Consider the following 20,945-nt stretch of genomic DNA (forward strand, 5'->3'; position numbering starts at 1 on the left):
CTGTCACCTATAACCTGTTCCCTATTCCCTGCTATAACGGAGTTAAAAATTTTTTACTTGCAAATTTGTTTATGTATAGAAATATTGAGAATACTTTCTCAAAGTATATGAACAATTATTAAGTAGCTGCTCTATCTGGATAACAAGATTTGCATAAGACTAAGAATTATTTCGTTTAACAATATATATTGTTGTTGTTTTAAAACGCTGAATTACAACAATAGGAAAGGTTTCAGCGATCGCAACACTAACTAACTAGTAAATAGTCCTATTTATTCAACGCTACAAGTTTTGGGACAATCAAAGACTAATAATTTCGCAATCATAGTCCACCTCTGATTCACCTCATAAGGGAGAACGCCTGATGAAATTGGCTTACTGGATGTATGCAGGCCCAGCCCATATTGGCACTTTGCGAATCGCTAGTTCGTTTAAAAACGTTCATGCGATTATGCACGCCCCACTCGGAGATGATTATTTTAACGTCATGCGTTCCATGCTCTCACGAGAGCGAGATTTTACACCAGTGACAACCAGTGTTGTAGATCGCAACGTCTTGGCGCGTGGTTCTCAAGAAAAGGTGGTCGATAATATTACCCGCAAAGATGCTGAAGAACACCCGGATTTGATTGTGTTAACTCCCACCTGTACCTCTAGCATTCTGCAAGAAGATTTACACAACTTTGTAGAACGCGCCCGGATTGAGGCTAAAGGCGATGTCCTTCTAGCAGATGTTAATCACTATCGCGCTAACGAACTGCAAGCAGCCGATCGTACTCTACATCAAATCGTCCAATACTATATCGAGAAAGCCCGGAAAAAAGGCGAACTACCTACAACCAAAACCGAAAAGCCATCAGTTAACATCATCGGTATTTCTACCCTTGGTTTTCACAACAACCACGACTGCACCGAACTGAAAAGACTCATGGGTGATTTGGGAATTGAGGTGAACGCAGTCATTCCCGAAGGTGCTTCAGTTCATGAGTTGAAGAATCTACCCAAAGCTTGGTTTAACTTGGTTCCTTACCGGGAACTCGGTTTGATGACAGCTAATTACCTGCAAGCAGAATTCGGCACACCTTGTATAGACATTACACCAATGGGTGTGGTAGAAACTGCGCGTTGCATCCGTAAGATTCAACAGATAATTAACGAACAAGGCGCAAATGTTGACTATGAAGAATATATCAACGAGCAAACCTTGTATGTCTCCCAAGCAGCTTGGTTCTCCCGTTCAATTGACTGTCAGAATTTGACTGGTAAAAAAGCTGTGGTATTTGGCGACAACACCCACGCCGCCGCTCTCACCAAAATTCTCTCGCGGGAAATGGGGATTCATGTAGTTTGGGCTGGAACTTATTGTAAATATGATGCAGACTGGTTCCGCGAACAAGTAAGCGAATATTGCGATGAAGTACTGATTACTGACGATCATGGCGCAATTGGGGACGCGATCGCTCGTGTTGAACCCTCAGCCATTTTCGGTACACAAATGGAACGCCACGTTGGGAAACGCTTAGATATTCCTTGCGGTGTTATTGCTGCACCTATTCACGTGCAGAACTTCCCCATTGGTTACAAACCATTCTTAGGTTACGAAGGTACAAATCAAATCACAGATTTAATCTACAATTCCTTTACTTTAGGAATGGAAGACCATTTATTAGAAATATTTGGTGGACACGATACTAAGGAAGTAATTACTAAAGGTATTTCTGCCGAATCTGATTTGAATTGGACAAAAGATGGTCTAGCAGAATTGAATAAAATACCTGGATTTGTACGCGGTAAAGTGAAGCGAAATACGGAAAAATTCGCGCGCGATCGCGGCTTCAAAGATATCAATGCTGAGGTGCTATACGCTGCCAAAGAAGCTGTAGGAGCATAATTATAAATAAAAAAGGGGATGTTTTTATTGTCCCCTTTTCATTCATTAGTAATTAGCTATTGAGCATTGATGTTAGCAAGAATACTTCTCAGATATCCTCTTAGAATAGAAATAGAATTATCGCTAATTGAATGAAGGTAATAAGGTACTATGCCAGAAGTTGCAAACTATCATCAAAAATTGACTAGCCGAATTATACCTATTGTACAAAAGTTATTTAAAAGGAATAGTTTATATCTAGTCAAGTTGAACCAACAAGAGATGATAGAAATGTTGGTAGACCTTTTTGGAAAATTCACTCCTGAAGAAATGCAGGAAATTCAAGATGATGATTTAACAGACAGAATTAATAGTATTCTAGTCTTAGAAGCTGTTTCAGGAACATTAAATGACTTAACTCCTGAGCAAATAGCAATTTTTGATGCATCTGTAGAAGGTAAATAGAAAGTTGGCTTATTTACTAGATACAAACATAGTTACTTATATTCTCAAGAGAAATCCTATTATAGATACTAAAATTCGGGAAGTACGCCGTCTTAAACAAGATATTTTCATTAGTTGTATAACTTACTATGAGATAAAAAGAGGTCTTTTAGCTATCAATGCCACAAGACAGTTAGTAGATTTCAATCAGTTTTGTGAGATTTATCAAGTTTTATTAATCGATGATTTAGAAATTATAGAAACTGCCTGCAAGATTCAAGTTGATTTAAAAAGTAGAGGACATCGTTTAGAAGATGCAGATATCTTAATTGCGTCTACTGCGATCGCACGTGGTTTAACTCTAGTCTCTAACGATTCTGATTTGCAGCGAGTGCAAGGGTTAAGTTTAGAAAATTGGCTGTTAGCTGAACCCTAAATTATTTACGAAACCAACCATATAGACGCGCTTTACTGGGGTTCCCGCAGGGTAGGACGCAAAGAACATAACTCAGGGAATGAGCCGTCTTCATCTAAGAATTATGCTAATCCACCAGTCATCCCCGCAGCTACGTTACGCCCTACGTTGCCAAGGACAACTATTACACCACTAGTCATGTATTCACAACAGTGATCACCTGCGCCTTCTACTATTGTTAAAAATTTAATTAAGTATCTAAAACAGCTTTAATTTCTGTCAGAATTAAATTAACCTTTAAAGATTTGCATAAAATTTAATAACTATGAAAAAAGGGGACGACACTAATGTCCCCTTTTTATTCATAAGTAATCAGCTATTGACTACACAGAACTCAGATGTTTTTCCACCACTGCTTGAGGATTAGCCTCTGGACTATCCGCCTCAGAAGGTGGTACTAATTGCCAGAACTTAGACACAAATTCTAGCCAATTTTGCAGAATTGCTTTTGCTTTTGGTGAACCAGTAAGTTCTGCATGAGTTCTAATTAAATCTTGGAGTTGCTTCTGTCCCGCTTCCGTTAGGACTCGCTGAATTTTGACGTTTTCCCGATTGACTAACTCAGGGAATGAGTCATCTTCATCTAGGAAGTATGCTAATCCACCAGTCATCCCCGCAGCTACGTTACGCCCCACGTTGCCCAGGATAACTATGACACCACCAGTCATGTATTCGCAACAGTGATCACCTGCACCTTCGACTACGGCTGTGGCTTTGGAGTTACGGACTGCAAAGCGTTCACCTGCTAGACCGTTGGCAAATAAGTATCCACCAGTAGCACCGTAGAGGCACGTATTGCCAACTATCACGTTCTTAGATGGGTCATAGGTAGCCTCTGCTGGAGGTTTGATGATGATTTCACCACCGTGCATTCCTTTGCCTACGTAGTCGTTGGCTTCACCTTCTAGATTTAAGGTGATACCAGGGAGGTTAAACGCACCAAAGCTTTGACCTACACTACCTTGGAAGTTGAGATTAATTTGTCCTTCAAAGCCACCATCGCCGTATTGAGATGCGATCGCACCTGCTAATCTTGCACCTACTGTTCTATCTGTGTTGACTATTTTTAAGGTCTTAGTCACAGTAGATTGGTTGCGAATGGCTAATTGAATATCCCCATCAGCCAGCAATTGATCATCTATTACCGGGCCGTTGCTGTGAACTTCTTCATGTACTAACCAGCTACGGTTTTCTTTAGTATCTGGTAGTTGCAATAAGCAGTTGAGATTCAATGCTTGGGTTTTGGCCAGTTTCGCTTCGGGACGGACGGTTAACAAGTCTGCACGACCGATAATTTCAGATAAGGAACGGTAGCCCAGTTTTGCTAACAAACTCCGCACTTCTTCCGCCACGAAATAGAAGAAATTGACGACGTGTTCGGGTATACCTTTGAACCGCAGGCGCAGTTTTTCATCTTGAGTCGCTACACCTACAGGACAGGTATTTTTGTGGCAAACTCTCGCCATTTGGCAACCTTCGGCAATCATCGCAATGGAACCAAAGCCGAATTCTTCGCCACCCATCAACGCAGCCATCAAGACATCCCAGCCAGTCTTCAGTCCGCCGTCTACGCGTAAGATGACGCGATCGCGCAAACTATTTTGCATTAGCACACGATGCACTTCACTTAAACCGAGTTCCCACGGTGAACCAGCGTGTTTAATCGAACTGAGCGGTGATGCACCTGTACCGCCATCATGTCCAGAAATTTGGATAATATCAGCGTTAGCTTTCGCTACACCCGCCGCAATTGTGCCAATCCCGATTTCTGCTACTAATTTGACTGATACCTGCGCTTTCGGGTTGATTTGGTGCAAGTCAAAAATTAACTGCGCCAAGTCTTCAATCGAGTAGATATCATGGTGCGGTGGTGGCGAAATCAATGTGACACCAGGCTTAGACCGCCTTAACATCGCAATGTAAGGACTGACTTTTGCTCCTGGTAGTTGTCCGCCTTCCCCTGGTTTTGCACCTTGGGCAATTTTGATTTCTATTTGTTTAGCACTGGCTAAATATCCTGGTGTCACACCAAAGCGTCCTGACGCAACTTGCTTGATGGAACTCGAAGCAGTATCACCATTCCGCAGTCCCTTGAGGTGCGGTAAGGTGGGCGAGTAGCCAGATGCGTCTACATCATCTAAAACTTTGTAACGTACAGGATCTTCGCCACCTTCTCCAGAGTTCGATCTACCACCAATCCGGTTCATGGCGATCGCCAGAACTTCATGGGCTTCCCGTGACAATGCACCTAAAGACATCCCACCAGTACAGAAGCGTTTGAGAATTTCTTCTGCTGATTCTACTTCTTCTAAAGGAATCGATGGGCGATCGCTTTGGAAGTCCAGCAAGTCTCTCAATGCGGTGATTGGTCTACCTTGGAGATACTGTTTGTAAACTTCGTAATGGTCGTATTGCTTGGTTTTAACAGCCTCATGCAATGCTTTAGACATTTCGGGGGTGTTCATGTGGTACTCGCCACCAGGACGGTAGTTAACAAACCCCAAGTTATCCAACTTCTTAGCTGTTAGTTCAGGGAATGCTTTGCAGTGGATGGAAAGTACTTCTTGCGCTAGTTCACTAATACTCAAACCACCAATCCGAGAGGCTGTGCCCTGAAATCCCAGTGCTAATAAATCTCCACCAATCCCAATGGCTTCAAATATTTGCGCTGCTTGATAGCTAGACAGCAAAGATATCCCCATCTTGGAGAGGATTTTTAGCAATCCTGACTCTACAGCTTTGCGGTAATTACCAATCGCTTGTTCTAAGCTGATGTTAGGCAATTTGCCCCGTTCCATGAACTGCTGTGTTTTCGGGTCAAACCACCAATCCCGGACTGTATCTAAAGCCATGTAGGGGCAAACAGCACCCGCACCATAGCCAATCAAACAAGCAAAGTGATGGGTACTCCAGCACTGAGCCGTATCCACAATCAGGGATGTTTTCATCCGCAAGCCTTCGCGGATCAGGTGGTGATGCACTGCACCAATTGCCAATAAAGGCGGAATGTAGCTGTATTCTGAGCTAATACTTTCACCTGAGCGATCGCTTAAAATCAATATCTTCGCACCAGCACGCACTGACTCGGCTGCTTGTGCTTGCAAAGCTTGCACCGCCGCTTTTAATCCTTCTGGGCCGTTAGCAATGGGAAATACAGTTGACAATTCGGCTGTAGAAAAACCCGATGCTTTTATTGCATCTAATTCTGCCTCTGTCAACACAGGCGAATCCAACTTCAGCCTCTTGGCATATTCTGGTTTCGGTTCTAATAAATTACCCCGTTCACCCAATTCCACCTTCAAAGACATCACCAGCTTTTCACGCAGTGGGTCAATCGGTGGGTTCGTTACTTGAGCAAAACGCTGTTTGAAATAGTCATACAGCAAGTGGGGTTTTCCTGACAGCACTGCTAAAGGAATATCATCACCCATACAGAAAGTCGGCTCTGCACCATTGCTGGCCATTGGTTGAATCACCATTTCTACATCTTCGCTGGTGTAACCAAATGCTGTTTGCTGGCGAAGTAAGGTTTGTCTATCAACTGTGAATTGTGCTTTACCGTTGCCGTTACCATTACCATTGCCATTTGTCCCATGATTAGTGACTAATGACTTCAAATCTTGGCGATACTTTTGCAACCATTCCCCGTAAGGATGCTGCTTGGCAATCCGTTGTTTAATTTCCCAGTTTTTCAGAATTTCATGGCTTTCTAAATCCACGGCAATCATTTGCCCTGGACCTAGTCTGCCTTTCTCGATAATATCGGCTTCTGGGAAGTCAACTACACCTGCTTCCGATGCCACCACAATGTAATCATCTTTGGTAATGACATAGCGTGCGGGGCGTAAACCGTTCCGGTCAAGAGTTGCACCAACTTTTTTGCCATCACTGAATACTAACAATGCTGGTCCATCCCAAGCTTCCTGCAAGCCACTGTAATATTCGTAGAATTCAGTAATTTCAGGATAATCCTGCAATGATGGCTGATTTTGGTAAGCTTCTGGAACCATAATCATCAAGGCTTCCAAGGGGCTGCGTCCCGAACGTACTAGTAATTCTAGTACGTTATCTAAAGTGGCAGAGTCGCTGCTATTTAAGACAACTAAGGGCTTGAGTTCATCATTGCGATCGCCCCATACTGGATGGCTAATACTAGCTTCTCTAGCCATCATCCAGTTAATGTTACCCAACAGAGTATTAATTTCTCCGTTATGTCCCAACAGGCGCATTGGTTGCGCTAAGGGCCATTTAGGCAGGGTGTTAGTACTAAAACGGCGATGATAAACTGCAAACGCACTCTTATATTCGGGATTTTTTAAATCCGCATAAAAGTCTCCCAATACAGCAGAACGCACCATGCCTTTATAAACAATTGTGCGGCTGGATAAAGAGCAAATATAAAAGTCTTCGGAAATCGGTTTTGCTGCTTTAAAAATTCGCTTGCGGGTAAGATAAAGCTGTCTTTCTAATTCATCGCCAGTTTTATCAGCAGCGAGAAAAACTTGTTCTATTTGAGGTTGATTTTCTTTAGCTTGTATTCCCAATAAATAGGGATGTACTGGTACTTCTCGCCAGCCCAATACAGTAAATTTTTCTTCAGTAGCAATCTTCTCAACTTGAGCTTTAGCTTTTTGTGCTAATGCTGAGTCTTGTGGTAAAAATAGCATCCCCACAGCAATATTGCTTGTTGAAGAAATGTCTATCCTTCCTGAGAAATATTCTTTTTGTAACAACTCCCAAGGAATAGCCGTCAATATCCCTGCACCATCGCCAGAGTCTTGATCTGCACTACAACCACCCCGATGTTCCAAGCAGGTCAATGCGGCTAAGGCTTTGGTAACGATTTCATGGCTGGCAATATTCTGGCGATGAGCAATAAAACCTACACCACAGGCATCTCGTTCCTCTACTAACCACCTTTGTCCTTTGTAGGTATCTCTAGAGTCGTTATCCGAAAATGTCATTTTTTGCAATTGATTCACCCTTTGATCGTTCATAGCCTATTCCTGAGAAGTTAAGTCACAAATTTTGCCACTGCTTGTGAGTAAAAGTTTCTCAATTTCGCATCGTAGCAATACATAAATCACTGGAATTTAGGGAAAAAAAATTTTAACTGCGGTTCTTTGTAAATTTAACCGTGTTAAAATTTTTGCGTTAATTCTTATGTGTTTATGCTAGGTTAGACAAATTACATTTTGTGCTAGCTTTATCTATTTGGATTCAAAACTCAAGTATGTTCTCAATTTTTTCAGATGACAGATGACTATCAGGTAGACAGACTCGGCTTACCTGACATAAGAACCATACTGAACAATTGACTATTTTATTAAAGTTATAAGATTCCTGATTCAGCAACAAAATCAGCGTATTACACTATATGCCCATTTGACAATTCCTAAATATTTTTGTTGTTTATATTGGCTGTTCACCAATTGCAACTTTTGTTACTAACAACTATGCCTCACCTATAAGTAACACAATAGCAACTATGAGTGAGGGAAAAGTATTTTAAATCTAAATATGATGCTCAAAACTATATATTTATAGTTTTGTAGGAACTAGTGCCAGTTAAAACAGTCAGTTACAGTGGTTTTAGCGGAAATATGCCTTGTTAAATCTGATAAGAGACAACAAGCCACTATATAGGTTATCACGTTTATTCAAAAGTTAAATCATCTTTTTTCAAGATTTACCGACAATTAGTTAACCTGCCTTTTCGATGGTAGGTTTCAAAAATAGTGAATGAATTATGGTCAAGATGCCAAATTGTTGCCGAAAAAAATCTCAAAGTGCTGTTCCCCAAACTGTTGTGCGTCACCTTTTCCCAGCCACCCTCTCTCCTATCATAGCGACAATACTGAGCTTATCTAGTACTTGGAATGCGATCGCTCAAACTTCTCCTAGCGTCACACCATCACCAACACCGTCTGTACTCAAAGTACCGGCTTCTGTTACTCAAATTTCACTCAACGGTCGCACCTTGTCAGGTGCTTGGTTACAAAGACCAAGAAAAAATGGACAAGTAACAACTCTCCTCAGTGATGGAGCATTTCGGCAGATATTTGGTGTCGATTTTTTAAATAGTAATAACCCAGCTAGGCAACCAGTACAGTGGTTTTCGTCAACTACTAAGCCAATAGTTTTAACAACTGAATTACAGGCAGGCTATCGCTATCTTGATATTACTAAGTTTGCACAACAAGCAGGTTGGCAGTTACAGGCTAATAGTAAGACCTTAACAATTGTCACGCCCCAAGCCCAAATCAAAAATATTGTTGCGAGTCAACAAGCTCTAGACCCCAGCGTTACTACTACCAGGGAAAACCGTATAGTAGTCGATTTAGACCGCCCTACACCTTGGATATATAGGCAAGGATTACCAATTAAACCAGCCCAAACTTCACTCCCAGATGATCTAGATGCGATCGCCCCAAAAGCCACTACGCCACCTAATCGGGAATGGACAATTACTCTAGATGCTATAGCTGATCCTGCCTTAATCCAACGTTATACCCCTGCACCACCGCCGCCATCACTACCAAACCTACTCAAACAATTACTCCCAGAACCAGCACCACCACAACCAACTCCTGATACCTTGATTCAAAAAGTTGAGGTGGTCAATAACCAAACTATCCTTCGGATCAGCGTTCCTTTTGGTTACGCTCCCCGCATCACTACATTAGCTAATCCCAATCGCCTAATTGTCGAGATTCGACCCGATGCAATGGTAGAGCGAAATATTGCTTGGGCATCAGGGTTACGCTGGCGACAGCAATTTATCAGTTTAGGTACAGAACGCTTTTCTGTAGTTTGGTTAGAAGCTAACCCGCGCACAGTAATTTTAAAACCAATTCCTACAAATCCGGATACTCTAGCTGGCACTGCTCCGTTAATTCAAACAGCGCAAAAATACTTAGCGGTTGCGGCAATTAATGGTGGTTATTTTAACCGCAACAATCGCTTGCCTTTGGGCGCGATTCGTCGAGATAATCAGTGGTTATCTGGGCCGATTCTTAATCGAGGCGCGATCGCTTGGAATGACTCTGGGCAATTTTACGTAGGTAGGCTGACGTTACAAGAAACTTTAATTGCTCCTAACAATGTGCGTTTGCCAATTCTATTTCTTAATAGCGGTTATGTTCAGAGTGGCATTGCTCGTTACACTCCCATCTGGGGGCAAAGCTATATACCCCTCACAGACAATGAAACTATTCTCTTAGTGCAGAAAGGCGAAGTTAGCATTTATTTCGCTGGTGGTAAAGCCGGTGAAACGGCCTTTCCTATTCCCCAGAATGGCTATTTGTTAACTTTACGCGGAACTGCTGCAACGGCCGCAGCACAACTGCCTGTAGGCACAAAAGTTACGTTGACTAGTGCCACTACTCCTGCTGATTTTAGCCGTTATCCCAACATTGTGGGAGCTGGGCCATTGTTAATCGAAAATGGTCAAATTGTCCTTGATGCTCAAGCTGAAAAATTCAGCAATGCGTTTATTGCAGAAAAGGCAGTTCGTAGTGGAATTTGCACTACAGCCACAGGTACGCTGATGATTGCTGCTGTACAAAATCGGGCTGGTGGGGCAGGGCCAACATTGGCAGAACACGCTCAATTGATGCAAAAGCTTGGCTGTGTTAATGCACTCAACTTAGATGGTGGTAGTTCCACGAGTCTTTATCTGGGGGGACAACTACTTGATCGTTCTCCGAACACTGCGGCTCGTGTGCATAACGGAATTGGGATTTTTATACAACAAAGGTGAATTAAGGATTAGAGGCTAGGGGCTAGATATCAAAAATTAAAAAAGAACTTTTATCGAATCCTATCCTTTCTCTATAGCCTCTAGCCTATTTTTAAAGATTAGAATAAGTTGCTATGTCAATAGATAAAGAGTTCGTGTATTCACGATATTTTTATCCTGACTATTTACACCCTAAAGTTTGATTTTGTTATGGTTAGCAAGGTGTAATTGAATTGCTGATTTTCACGGTTGCAAGATTGCGCCAGATTTTTCCATCAATGGTTAAGAGTTAAAAACAGCTTTTTATGTCTCCAAATGAGGTAACTATGGCTCAATATCAAGAAACCGCACCAACCAAGACTTTGCCCCTGGCTGCGGCGATCGCTAATCGAAGTGTTGCTGCAACTGAGTTGCGCCCTTGGGGTTCTTTTACTGTGTTGGAAGAAGGACGTGGATATAAGATCAAGCGCATCGAAGTTAAGCCTGGACACCGCCTCAGCTTGCAAATGCACCACCACCGCAGCGAACACTGGATTGTTGTCTCTGGGACAGCTAGGGTAACTTGTGGAGATCAGGAAGTACTATTGGGTAATAACGAGTCCACCTACGTACCTCAGTGTACATCGCATCGTTTAGAAAATCCTGGAGTCATCCCTTTAGTTCTCATCGAAGTACAGAATGGCGAATATTTAGGTGAAGATGATATTATTCGCTACCAAGATGATTATGCTCGTTCAGAAAAATAATTTTCATAATTGAACTGGGATATAGTGAACTAGGAATTGCACCCCGTAAGTTTCTGTATGCTTCAGTCAGAAATTTACGGAGGAGCGATTACTAAGATATTTAGCTTATACTTTTGACAAGAGAAAGATTAATTATTTTTATTTCAGTCAGTTAACACTCAGGTTAATCTGAGCTTCCAGGTGAGAAATCCTACGCTGGGTTTTGCAAATAAACCTCTTCATTTAAAATAAAATAGCAAAAACCAGTTTTTTGGGTTTCCCGTCACGCTGTCATAGTTAAAGTAGGCTTTAAATTGCCAAAAAAATTCAATGATTCAACTGAGTCAAGCAGCCGCAAGTGAAATTAAACGATTAAAGTCAAAGCAGCCCAATGCATTGGTGAGATTAGCGGTGAAGCCAGGGGGATGCTCTGATTTATTTTATGATCTGTCTTTTGAAGAGACTCAAAAAACAAGCGATCGCCTTTTTGAGATCCACGGACTAAAAATTCTCATAGACGATGAAAGTTTAAATTATCTCCATGAGTTAGCATTAGATTATTCCGAAGATTTGATGGGCGGAGGTTTTCGCTTCCATAACCCTCAAGCTGTTTCTACTTGTAGCTGTGGTAATTCATTTTCTGTTAGTCAAGAGTTAGTAGTTCATAGTTAACAAATCATTACTCTTGACATGAAATAATTGCCTTGTCAAAGTTGTTTGACAGAAAAGCACGAAAAAAGATATAATCAGGATTTGTTAAAACTTAGACCCCTAAGCAGCTTCACGCGCTGTGACTCATGCCAACCATACAGCAACTAATACGTAGCGAACGCGAAAAAGCGCGTCAGAAAACCAAGTCTCCTGCTCTCAAGCAATGCCCACAACGCCGGGGCGTTTGTACCAGAGTATACACAACAACACCTAAAAAGCCTAACTCAGCACTGCGTAAAGTAGCAAGGGTAAGACTTACCTCTGGGTTTGAGGTGACAGCTTACATTCCTGGGATTGGTCACAATTTACAAGAACACTCAGTGGTAATGATTCGTGGTGGCCGGGTTAAAGACTTGCCAGGCGTGAGATACCACATCATCCGTGGCACCTTAGATACAGCTGGCGTGAAAGACCGCAAGCAAGGCCGTTCCAAATATGGAACTAAGCGCCCGAAAGAAGCCAAAAAATAAGGCAGAAGCGATTAGTCGTGTCTGATACGATTAGTCGCTAATGTCTGGAAGCATCTAAAGATATAAAAAAAGTAAGCGATCGCTCTCAAACATTTGTGAAAATAGATTAAACCATCTGTTTTCAGAAGTCAGATGAGTAAAGTTAACATCAGCAATTTGCACTCAGCGAGCAAGTGTAAGTTGTATCGAGACTACTGTAAGCGACAGCAGTAATCTCTGTAAATTTAGTAACGATGATGTCGCTTTGTGTGTCCCTTCACGGACAGCAAATCGCCAAGTTAAGGTCGCTGCAAAGGTAAAAAAATTGCGGCAGTCTGAGTGGCGGCTTCCACCGCTCAGATACTGCGCTGTCTGATAGCATATAATTTCGTTGCCAAATTCCGAATTAAGGGTAAAGTATGTCTCGTCGAGGTGTAGTTCAAAGGCGTCCAGTTCCGCCTGACTCCGTTTACAACAGTCGTCTGGTGAGTATGATAATTCGCCGGATTATGCGTCACGGCAAAAAATCACTAGCTGCACGCATTGTTTATGATGCTCTAAAAACCATTGAAGAACGTACAGGTAATGCTGCGTTAGAAACCTTTGAAAGAGCTGTGCGTAATGCAACACCTTTAGTAGAAGTAAAAGCACGCCGGGTTGGTGGTGCAACTTACCAAGTACCAATGGAAGTGCGTTCAGAACGGGGTACTACCTTGGCGTTGCGTTGGTTGGTACAATTTTCTCGCTCTAGACCAGGGCGCACCATGGCCGGCAAATTGGCGAATGAATTAATGGATGCAGCCAATGAAACCGGAAACGCAATCCGTAAGCGCGAAGAAACGCACCGGATGGCAGAAGCGAACAAAGCCTTTGCACACTATCGTTATTAAGCAAAGCAGCGATATATCCTGCCTCTAGATGCGATATATCGCCGACTTAAAAACCAGACGGGAATCCGTAAAAGTATAGAATCTTAACAAAGAGTAATATACAAGATATCATGAGGCAAAAACTATAGGAGGCTACTGTGGCACGTACGAACCCGCTAGAGAGAGTACGCAATATCGGTATTGCGGCGCATATAGATGCGGGCAAAACAACAACAACAGAGAGAATATTATTTTACTCTGGGATAATTCATAAAATTGGTGAGGTTCACGAAGGAACTGCGGTAACTGACTGGATGGAGCAGGAGCGGGAGCGTGGAATCACAATCACTGCTGCGGCGATTAGTACCAGTTGGAAAGATTATCAAATTAACATTATCGATACTCCTGGTCACGTAGACTTCACCATTGAAGTAGAACGCTCCATGCGCGTATTAGATGGTGTAATTGCTGTATTTTGTTCTGTAGGTGGAGTACAACCACAATCTGAGACAGTGTGGCGGCAAGCAGACCGCTATGCAGTACCTCGGATCGCCTTTATTAATAAAATGGATCGCACAGGCGCGAACTTCTATAGAGTTCACGAACAAATGCGCGATCGCCTACGGGCAAATGCCATTGCTATTCAACTGCCCATTGGTAGCGAAAATGACTTTCAAGGCATTGTGGACTTGGTGCGCAAGCGTGCATACATTTACAACAATGACCAAGGAACGGATATCCAAGAAACGGATATCCCGGACGATATGCAAGACAAGGCTGAAGAGTACTACACCAAATTAGTCGAAGCCGTCGCAGAAACTGATGACGCTTTGATGACTAAGTACTTTGATGGCGAAGCTCTGACAGAAGACGAAATCCGAGCAGCCCTGCGGAAAGGGACAATTGCTGGCACAATCGTGCCTGTACTTTGTGGTTCAGCCTTTAAAAACAAAGGCGTGCAGCTAATGCTGGATGCAGTTGTAGATTACCTACCCGCACCAACAGAAGTACCTCCTATTCAAGGCACACTCGCAAATGGTGATACAGTCGAGCGCCGGGCGGATGACAACGAACCTCTAGCGGCTTTGGCATTTAAGATTATGGCTGACCCTTACGGTCGCCTAACCTTTGTTCGTGTTTATTCCGGGGTTCTGAAAAAAGGTAGTTATGTATTAAACGCTACCAAAAATAAGAAAGAACGCATTTCCCGCTTAGTTTTGATGAAGGCAGATGATCGCCAAGATGTTGAGGAACTACGGGCAGGTGATTTAGGTGCAGCGTTGGGTTTAAAAGACACCTTAACAGGTGATACTATCACTGATGAAGGCTCACCAGTAATTCTAGAATCCCTGTTTATTCCAGAGCCTGTCATCTCGGTAGCGGTTGAACCCAAAACCAAGAACGACATGGATAAGCTATCCAAAGCTCTGCAATCTCTATCCGAAGAAGACCCAACCTTCCGCGTCAATGTTGACCCAGAAACAAACCAAACTGTAATTGCAGGGATGGGAGAACTTCACCTAGAAATTCTGGTGGATCGGATGTTACGCGAATTCAAGGTGGAAGCGAACGTTGGTGCGCCACAAGTAGCTTACCGCGAAACGATTCGTAAAACAGTTACCAACGTGGAAGGCAAGTTCATCCGCCAAAGTGGTGGTAAAGGTCAATATGGTCACGTTGTGATCAATTTGGAGCCAGGAGAACCCGGTAGCGGCTTTGAATTCGTCTCTAAAATTGTCGGTGGCGTAGTACCTAAAGAGTACATTGGCCCGGCCGAGCAAGGGATGAAAGAAAGCTGTGAATCTGGGATTTTAGCTGGATATCCACTGATTGACGTGAAAGCGACGCTAGTTCATGGCTCTTACCACGATGTAGACTCCTCGGAAATGGCTTTTAAAATTGCTGGATCAATGGCACTGAAAGAAGCTGTGCTGAAAGCTTCACCAGTACTATTAGAGCCTATGATGAAAGTTGAGGTGGAAGTTCCTGAAGACTATATTGGGAACGTCATTGGTGACCTCATCTCCCGCCGAGGGCAGATTGAAAGCCAAAGCACTGAACAGGGACTCGCTAAAGTGGCATCCAAAGTTCCACTGGCAACCATGTTTGGCTACGCCACCGATATCCGGTCGAAAACCCAAGGTCGAGGTATTTTTACGATGGAGTTCAGCCACTACGAAGAGGTGCCTCGCAGCGTAGCTGAAACTATCATTGCAAAAAGTAAAGGGAACGCTTAATTAAAAAAGGAAACGAGCATTCATGGCACGCGCAAAGTTTGAAAGAAATAAACCCCACGTTAACATCGGTACTGTTGGCCACGTTGACCACGGTAAAACTACTTTAACAGCAGCTATCACCATGACATTGGCTGCTCTTGGCCAAGCTGAAGCTAGAGCTTATGACCAAATTGATAATGCTCCCGAAGAAAAGGCGCGCGGTATTACTATCAATACAGCCCACGTTGAGTATGAAACTCAAAAACGTCACTATGCTCACGTAGACTGTCCTGGACACGCTGACTATGTGAAAAACATGATCACTGGTGCAGCACAAATGGACGGAGCCATCTTAGTGGTAGCTGCTACCGATGGCCCCATGCCCCAAACTCGTGAACACATTCTGTTAGCTCGTCAGGTAGGGGTTCCTAAGCTGGTAGTCTTCTTAAACAAAGAAGACATGGTAGATGACGAAGAATTGCTAGAGTTGGTTGAACTAGAAGTTCGAGAACTACTTTCTAGCTATGATTTCGACGGTGATAATATTCCTGTCATCAGAGGTTCAGGTCTGCAAGCTCTAGAAGCAATGGTCAAGAACCCTAAAACCCAACGTGGTGAAAATCCTTGGGTAGACAAAATCTACGACTTGATGGATGCGGTAGATTCTTACATCCCCGACCCAGAGCGCGATATTGACAAGCCTTTCTTGATGGCTGTAGAAGACGTATTCTCCATCACAGGTCGTGGTACCGTAGCTACCGGACGTATTGAGCGTGGTAAGGTAAAAGTCGGCGATGTTGTGGAACTAGTAGGTATCAGAGACACCCGTAACACCACCGTAACTGGTATCGAGATGTTCAAGAAGAGTCTCGATGAAGGTATGGCTGGGGATAACGCAGGTGTACTACTACGTGGTATCCAAAAGGCTGATATTGAACGGGGTATGGTAATTGCTAAACCCGGTTCTATCACTCCTCACACTCAATTTGAAGGTGAAGTTTACGTACTCACCGAGAAAGAAGGTGGTCGGAAAACACCATTCTTCTCTGGCTACCGTCCTCAATTCTACGTGCGGACAACTGATGTAACAGGCACAATTACCACATTCACCTCCGATGATGGTAGTGAAGCCGAAATGGTAATGCCAGGCGATCGCATCAAGATGACCGTAGAATTGATCAACGCGATCGCTATTGAGCAAGGTATGCGTTTTGCGATTCGTGAAGGTGGCCGCACCATCGGTGCTGGTGTCGTCTCCAAAATCCTCAAGTAGTACCTTTTTACTCTAATGATCAAGAGCAGAGATGGTAAAACGCCTCTCTGCTCTTTTATCTGAACTCGATTAAAGGGAATGAGGAATAGGAAGTAAGATAAACATTCTACTTCTCCCTCTCCCAACGCCCCACTCTCCAATAAAACAGAACCTGGAAAATTAAAGATGGCAACTCTACAACAGCAGAAGATTAGAATTCGTTTAAAAGCTTTTGACCGTCGATTATTGGATACATCTTGCGAGAAGATTGTAGACACAGCTAACCGGACTAACGCTACAGCTATAGGCCCAATTCCCTTACCCACTAAACGGAAAATCTACTGCGTGTTGCGATCGCCCCACGTAGACAAAGATTCGCGCGAACATTTTGAAACCCGCACTCACCGCCGAATTATTGACATCTACCAACCTTCCTCTAAAACTATTGATGCGTTAATGAAGCTGGATTTGCCATCAGGTGTGGATATTGAAGTCAAACTTTAATTAGTTAGTAGTCTAAAGTCAACAGTTTAAAGTTATACAACTATTTAATTGTCCACTAGCCATTGACTAATGACTAATTACTATTGACCATCGTGTGAATACTTAGCTAGCCCTGAAGAAATTTATCTCAGGGCTTTTTATTTAATGATAGAATGTAAGCAAAATACGGGAAAAGCAGAGAACAATAAATTTTTAAAATTAAATTTATTTTAAGGTAACAATGACATCCTCTTCTAGAATTGCTGTTCGTGAACTACCTCTGTTCCCGTTACCCGAAGTAGTTCTTTTTCCTACTAGGCCATTACCTTTACATATTTTTGAATTTCGCTACCGAATCATGATGAACACGATTTTGGAAAGCGATCGCAGGTTTGGAGTGTTAATGGTCGATCCTGTGAAAGGCACAATTGCCAACGTTGGTTGCTGTGCAGAAATTATCCATTACCAACGGCTGCCAGATGACCGAATGAAGATGCTAACCTTGGGACAACAAAGGTTTCGTGTCTTAGAATATGTTCGTGAAAAGCCTTATCGCGTGGGCTTGGTACAGTGGATAGAAGATGAACCACCAACTAAGGATTTGCGTCCTTTAGGTGCTGAAGTTGAACAGCTACTAAAAGATGTGGTGCGTCTGTCTGCTAAGTTAACTGAACAAAATATTGAACTACCTGAAGAATTACCAGACTTGCCAATAGAGTTGTCATACTGGGTAGCTAGTAACCTTTACGGGGTTGCAGCAGAGCAGCAATCATTGTTAGAAATGCAAGACACTGCTGCTCGTTTAGAACGCGAAGCAGAAATTTTAACTTCTACTCGTAATCACTTGGCTGCTCGTTCTGTGTTGAAAGACACGTTTAATCAGAAGTCTTAAAACATAGCTGAAGTTGTTGGTACGATTCAGACCTTTATTTTTTAAATAAAGGTCTATTGTTTTTTAAACGTAGACGCGCAAGCGGCTTGCCGCAGGCTACCGCAAAGGACGCAAAGGACACAAAGAAAGCAAGTCTCAATCAATCGTGCTGATTGGTAGGACAGAATAAGAGCCAAAGATTTTTAAGATTTCTATGTAATTTGTTAATTGGGATAGAGCAGATTGCATTTTTGGTGCATTCCCATCTATCTCTAGATCCATAAAAAATAAATATTCACCTAGCGATCGCTTTGTAGGGCGAGATTCAATTCTACTCAGGTTAATTCCTAGTTCTGCAAATACTTGCAAGGGTTTAAGTAACGCCCCAGGAATGTTTGCAGGCACACTAAAAGCTATTGATGTATGAGTTGCATTTGCTGAAGCTATTTGGTATTCAAATGCTAGGTTATCTTGGCTAACCACTAAAAAGCGAGTACAGTTTTCTGGATAGTCATTAATAGTTTTAGCTAGAATTGGCAGATTATAAAGTTCTGCTGCTCTAGAAGAAGCGATCGCGGCTACTGTTAAATCTTGTTTTACTATCTGTAGTGCTTCTGTAGTCGAGTTGCTAGGAATTAATTGCACAGTTGGCAAAAACTGCCCTAACCAACCTTGACATTGTGCTAAAGCTTGGGGGTGTGAATAAACAGTTTTAATAGTATTTAAGCTATTAGTGCAGGAAATTAGCATATGGGCAATGGGCATTACCAAAGCCATCCGAATTCGCAAACTATCTAACTGCCACAGTGCATCCATTGTCATAGTTACACTGCCTTCTATTGAATTTTCAACTGGCACAACAGCTAACTTGGTTTTCCCCGCAGCAACGGCTTGAAGTGACTGAGCTATGCTGGGATATGGGCATAAAATTGCTTCAATTCCAGTTGTTTGAGTTAGCCAGTTAACATATAAAACAGTTGCTTGTTCTGCATAAGTGCCTGGCGGCCCTAAATGAGCAATAGATAGAGACATGGTGTTTAAACCTGATTGATATGTGAGATTAATAGAATATATCGCAGGCGAACCCAGCCTTAATAAATCAGAACATTGATTTAACTTAATTCAATATACTGCTGTTTTTAATAGCACAATGGTACATTTTATAACTGTATTCTCCAGCCGTTTTACCATATTGATTGTCTGGGATACATTGTTGAGATTCCAAATTAATTGGTGTGCGAAATTCAACTAACCATAAATCTAGAGGTTGCTGGATTTGAGCTATTTTTTCCTGTAATAGTTGCACAGAATTAGTGTAATCTTGATTATCTAAATTTTTACCTGCCAAGAAAAACTGTGCATTAAACTTTGGTTCTCTTTGAAACTCCCAAGCTAACCCCATCATTCTGCCAGTTTGCCCGTGATGGATATGTTTTGTAGCAATTAACACATTATTCTGCGAGGCTTGAGAGATGAGTGAGGCTAATATATCTGGACGTTGGTTTTGCAGATAGCCAAGATTCCAGACTACAATCAACCCTCCTAATAGTGCTGTCAGCACTATTATGCTTACGGTAACTTTTCCAGTTACAAGATGTTTCCAACAACCTGTCAATGCTGCGGCTAAAAGCAAAATTACTGCTGGTGCATAGATAAATTGAAACCGGGCAGCTAAAGTTAAATCTTTACCTAGAGCATAAGTAAAAAATAAGCATAAAAAAACTGCTATCAAAAGATATTCATATAAAATCTGTATGCCTAAACGACTATCAGGAGGCTCTTGTTGCATTGTTAGCCCATAATGAAACTTAGGCACACTCCAAAGTAAAAACAGCAAAGTTGCTACACCAGAAATAATAATAATTCCTATTGGTAAGCTTGTCAGTGCAGAAGGAAGAAGCAACAGCATACTAAGATTCCACAGCAGTAATCGTCCTATTGGTTCTAGCCATCTGGTATGAAGATTACTAATAGCAACCCAGTTTGTTAGGTCACTATTAGGAATACTTTGTAAAAATGGTATCCAAATAAGACATCCGATTAATGTACCCAAGGCAACGATCGCAATGCGCCACCAATGTATTTGTCTAAGGTTTCGCTTTCTGTTACGCCAAATGTGTGCGAGTAATACTAATGCTTCGGCAGCCAGAGTTAGACTGAAAAAATAATGGGTTGCTATGCCTAAACTATTGATTCCAACCCAAGCTAATACAACCCAAATAGGCAAAGATTGTTGACGATGGATGGATTGAATTGCTTTAACACAGCAACTTAAAGAAGCAATTACCAGTAACATCGCCAAAGTGTAATGTCGGGCTTCCCTACCTAGAAAAACCATGAAGGGAGAAACTGCCATCATTGCAGCAGCCATCTGACCTACTGATTTGGAACGAAAGGTCAGATAGCCAAAGCCAAACATAGCGGGAATTGATAATATACCCAACACCGCACTGAGCGATCGCGCTACCCAAATTGAGGCGATTTCTCCTGTTGTTGAGAACATTTTCATCCAGAAATGGGCTAAGGCAAAGTAAACCGGAGGATGAGTACTTTCTGTCAACAGTTCCCTAATAACTGCATTAATTCCATGTGTAGGGTTAACTTGTAGCGGCTGCAATAGGATATTGGCACTAATAATTTCATTAAGTGGTACTGTGCGGAAACTATTTCCCAGGCTAAAAACCATCGTGGCGCATTCATCTGTCCAAGGTGGCAAAGCAGCCAGACGCAAAAAGCGTAAGGCAGTTCCAATAGCTAGCCATAAAAGCAGTAGCAATACGTGAGGGCGGTTTTTCATGACTGATTTTATCAACCTCCTCCAACTTTAAATTTTTCACTC

The 20,945-nt window shown here is 42.4% G+C and carries 15 protein-coding genes and 1 pseudogene; 12 read left to right on the forward strand and 4 right to left on the reverse strand.

From position 1 onward, the window contains the following. The first annotated feature begins 364 nt into the window (after positions 1–364). The 3 genes from bchB to H6G76_RS12245 all read left to right on the forward strand — a co-directional run bounded on the left by bchB (position 365) and on the right by H6G76_RS12245 (position 2,750). Positions 365–1,891 (forward strand): ferredoxin:protochlorophyllide reductase (ATP-dependent) subunit B, encoded by a 1,527-nt coding sequence (gene bchB / locus H6G76_RS12235; protein ID WP_190700378.1) that lies wholly within the window; start codon positions 365–367, stop codon positions 1,889–1,891. A gap of 150 nt (positions 1,892–2,041) precedes the next feature. Continuing rightward, positions 2,042–2,335 (forward strand): hypothetical protein, encoded by a 294-nt coding sequence (locus tag H6G76_RS12240; RefSeq protein ID WP_190700380.1) that lies wholly within the window; start codon positions 2,042–2,044, stop codon positions 2,333–2,335. A gap of 4 nt (positions 2,336–2,339) precedes the next feature. After that, positions 2,340–2,750 (forward strand): type II toxin-antitoxin system VapC family toxin, encoded by a 411-nt coding sequence (locus tag H6G76_RS12245; RefSeq protein ID WP_190700383.1) that lies wholly within the window; start codon positions 2,340–2,342, stop codon positions 2,748–2,750. Between the two features lie 104 nt (positions 2,751–2,854). Here H6G76_RS12245 and H6G76_RS38235 read toward each other — a convergent pair. Both H6G76_RS38235 and H6G76_RS12255 read right to left on the reverse strand, forming a co-directional pair. Beyond that, positions 2,855–2,962, reverse strand: a pseudogene (locus H6G76_RS38235) (hypothetical protein); the annotation flags it as partial. Between the two features lie 150 nt (positions 2,963–3,112). Beyond that, positions 3,113–7,786: a glutamate synthase-related protein gene (locus H6G76_RS12255; RefSeq protein WP_190700386.1), complete on the reverse strand. Its 4,674-nt coding sequence runs from the start codon at positions 7,784–7,786 to the stop codon at positions 3,113–3,115. A gap of 752 nt (positions 7,787–8,538) precedes the next feature. Between H6G76_RS12255 and H6G76_RS12260 the strand changes: the two genes are divergently transcribed. From H6G76_RS12260 to H6G76_RS12300, 9 genes are all read left to right on the forward strand, one after another. Next, positions 8,539–10,551 carry a phosphodiester glycosidase family protein gene (locus tag H6G76_RS12260; RefSeq protein ID WP_190700388.1) on the forward strand — a complete coding sequence of 671 codons (2,013 nt, stop codon included), beginning with the start codon at positions 8,539–8,541 and terminating at the stop codon, positions 10,549–10,551. Between the two features lie 305 nt (positions 10,552–10,856). Continuing rightward, positions 10,857–11,276, forward strand: a complete 420-nt coding sequence (locus H6G76_RS12265; RefSeq protein ID WP_190700391.1) for a phosphomannose isomerase type II C-terminal cupin domain — start codon at positions 10,857–10,859, stop codon at positions 11,274–11,276. Positions 11,277–11,585: 309 nt separating this feature from the next. After that, positions 11,586–11,927, forward strand: coding sequence for an iron-sulfur cluster assembly accessory protein (locus H6G76_RS12270; protein ID WP_190700393.1), 342 nt, complete (start codon positions 11,586–11,588; stop codon positions 11,925–11,927). A gap of 125 nt (positions 11,928–12,052) precedes the next feature. Next, entirely contained in the window at positions 12,053–12,436 is a 384-nt protein-coding gene (gene rpsL / locus H6G76_RS12275) for a 30S ribosomal protein S12 (protein WP_015140400.1), read from the forward strand. 398 nt (positions 12,437–12,834) lie between these two features. After that, positions 12,835–13,305 carry a 30S ribosomal protein S7 gene (rpsG, locus tag H6G76_RS12280; RefSeq protein WP_190591634.1) on the forward strand — a complete coding sequence of 157 codons (471 nt, stop codon included), beginning with the start codon at positions 12,835–12,837 and terminating at the stop codon, positions 13,303–13,305. A gap of 137 nt (positions 13,306–13,442) precedes the next feature. Further along, positions 13,443–15,521, forward strand: a complete 2,079-nt coding sequence (gene fusA / locus H6G76_RS12285; protein ID WP_190700396.1) for an elongation factor G — start codon at positions 13,443–13,445, stop codon at positions 15,519–15,521. A 22-nt stretch (positions 15,522–15,543) separates the two neighbouring features. After that, entirely contained in the window at positions 15,544–16,773 is a 1,230-nt protein-coding gene (gene tuf / locus H6G76_RS12290) for an elongation factor Tu (protein WP_190700399.1), read from the forward strand. A gap of 165 nt (positions 16,774–16,938) precedes the next feature. Beyond that, on the forward strand, positions 16,939–17,256 hold the full coding sequence (gene rpsJ, locus H6G76_RS12295; protein ID WP_015113498.1) for a 30S ribosomal protein S10: 318 nt from the start codon (positions 16,939–16,941) through the stop codon (positions 17,254–17,256). A gap of 220 nt (positions 17,257–17,476) precedes the next feature. After that, positions 17,477–18,127, forward strand: coding sequence for an LON peptidase substrate-binding domain-containing protein (locus H6G76_RS12300; RefSeq protein WP_190700401.1), 651 nt, complete (start codon positions 17,477–17,479; stop codon positions 18,125–18,127). Positions 18,128–18,262: 135 nt separating this feature from the next. Here H6G76_RS12300 and pheA read toward each other — a convergent pair whose 3' ends face one another. After that, the gene (gene pheA, locus H6G76_RS12305) at positions 18,263–19,138 is read right to left on the reverse strand and encodes a prephenate dehydratase (RefSeq protein ID WP_190700404.1); all 876 of its coding nucleotides are present in this window, start codon (positions 19,136–19,138) and stop codon (positions 18,263–18,265) included. An 85-nt stretch (positions 19,139–19,223) separates the two neighbouring features. After that, the gene (locus H6G76_RS12310) at positions 19,224–20,903 is read right to left on the reverse strand and encodes a phospholipid carrier-dependent glycosyltransferase (protein ID WP_190700407.1); all 1,680 of its coding nucleotides are present in this window, start codon (positions 20,901–20,903) and stop codon (positions 19,224–19,226) included. Between the last annotated feature and the right edge of the window lie 42 nt (positions 20,904–20,945).

This window comes from Nostoc sp. FACHB-152 (assembly GCF_014697475.1).
In the GTDB taxonomy this organism is placed as follows: domain Bacteria; phylum Cyanobacteriota; class Cyanobacteriia; order Cyanobacteriales; family Nostocaceae; genus Nostoc_B.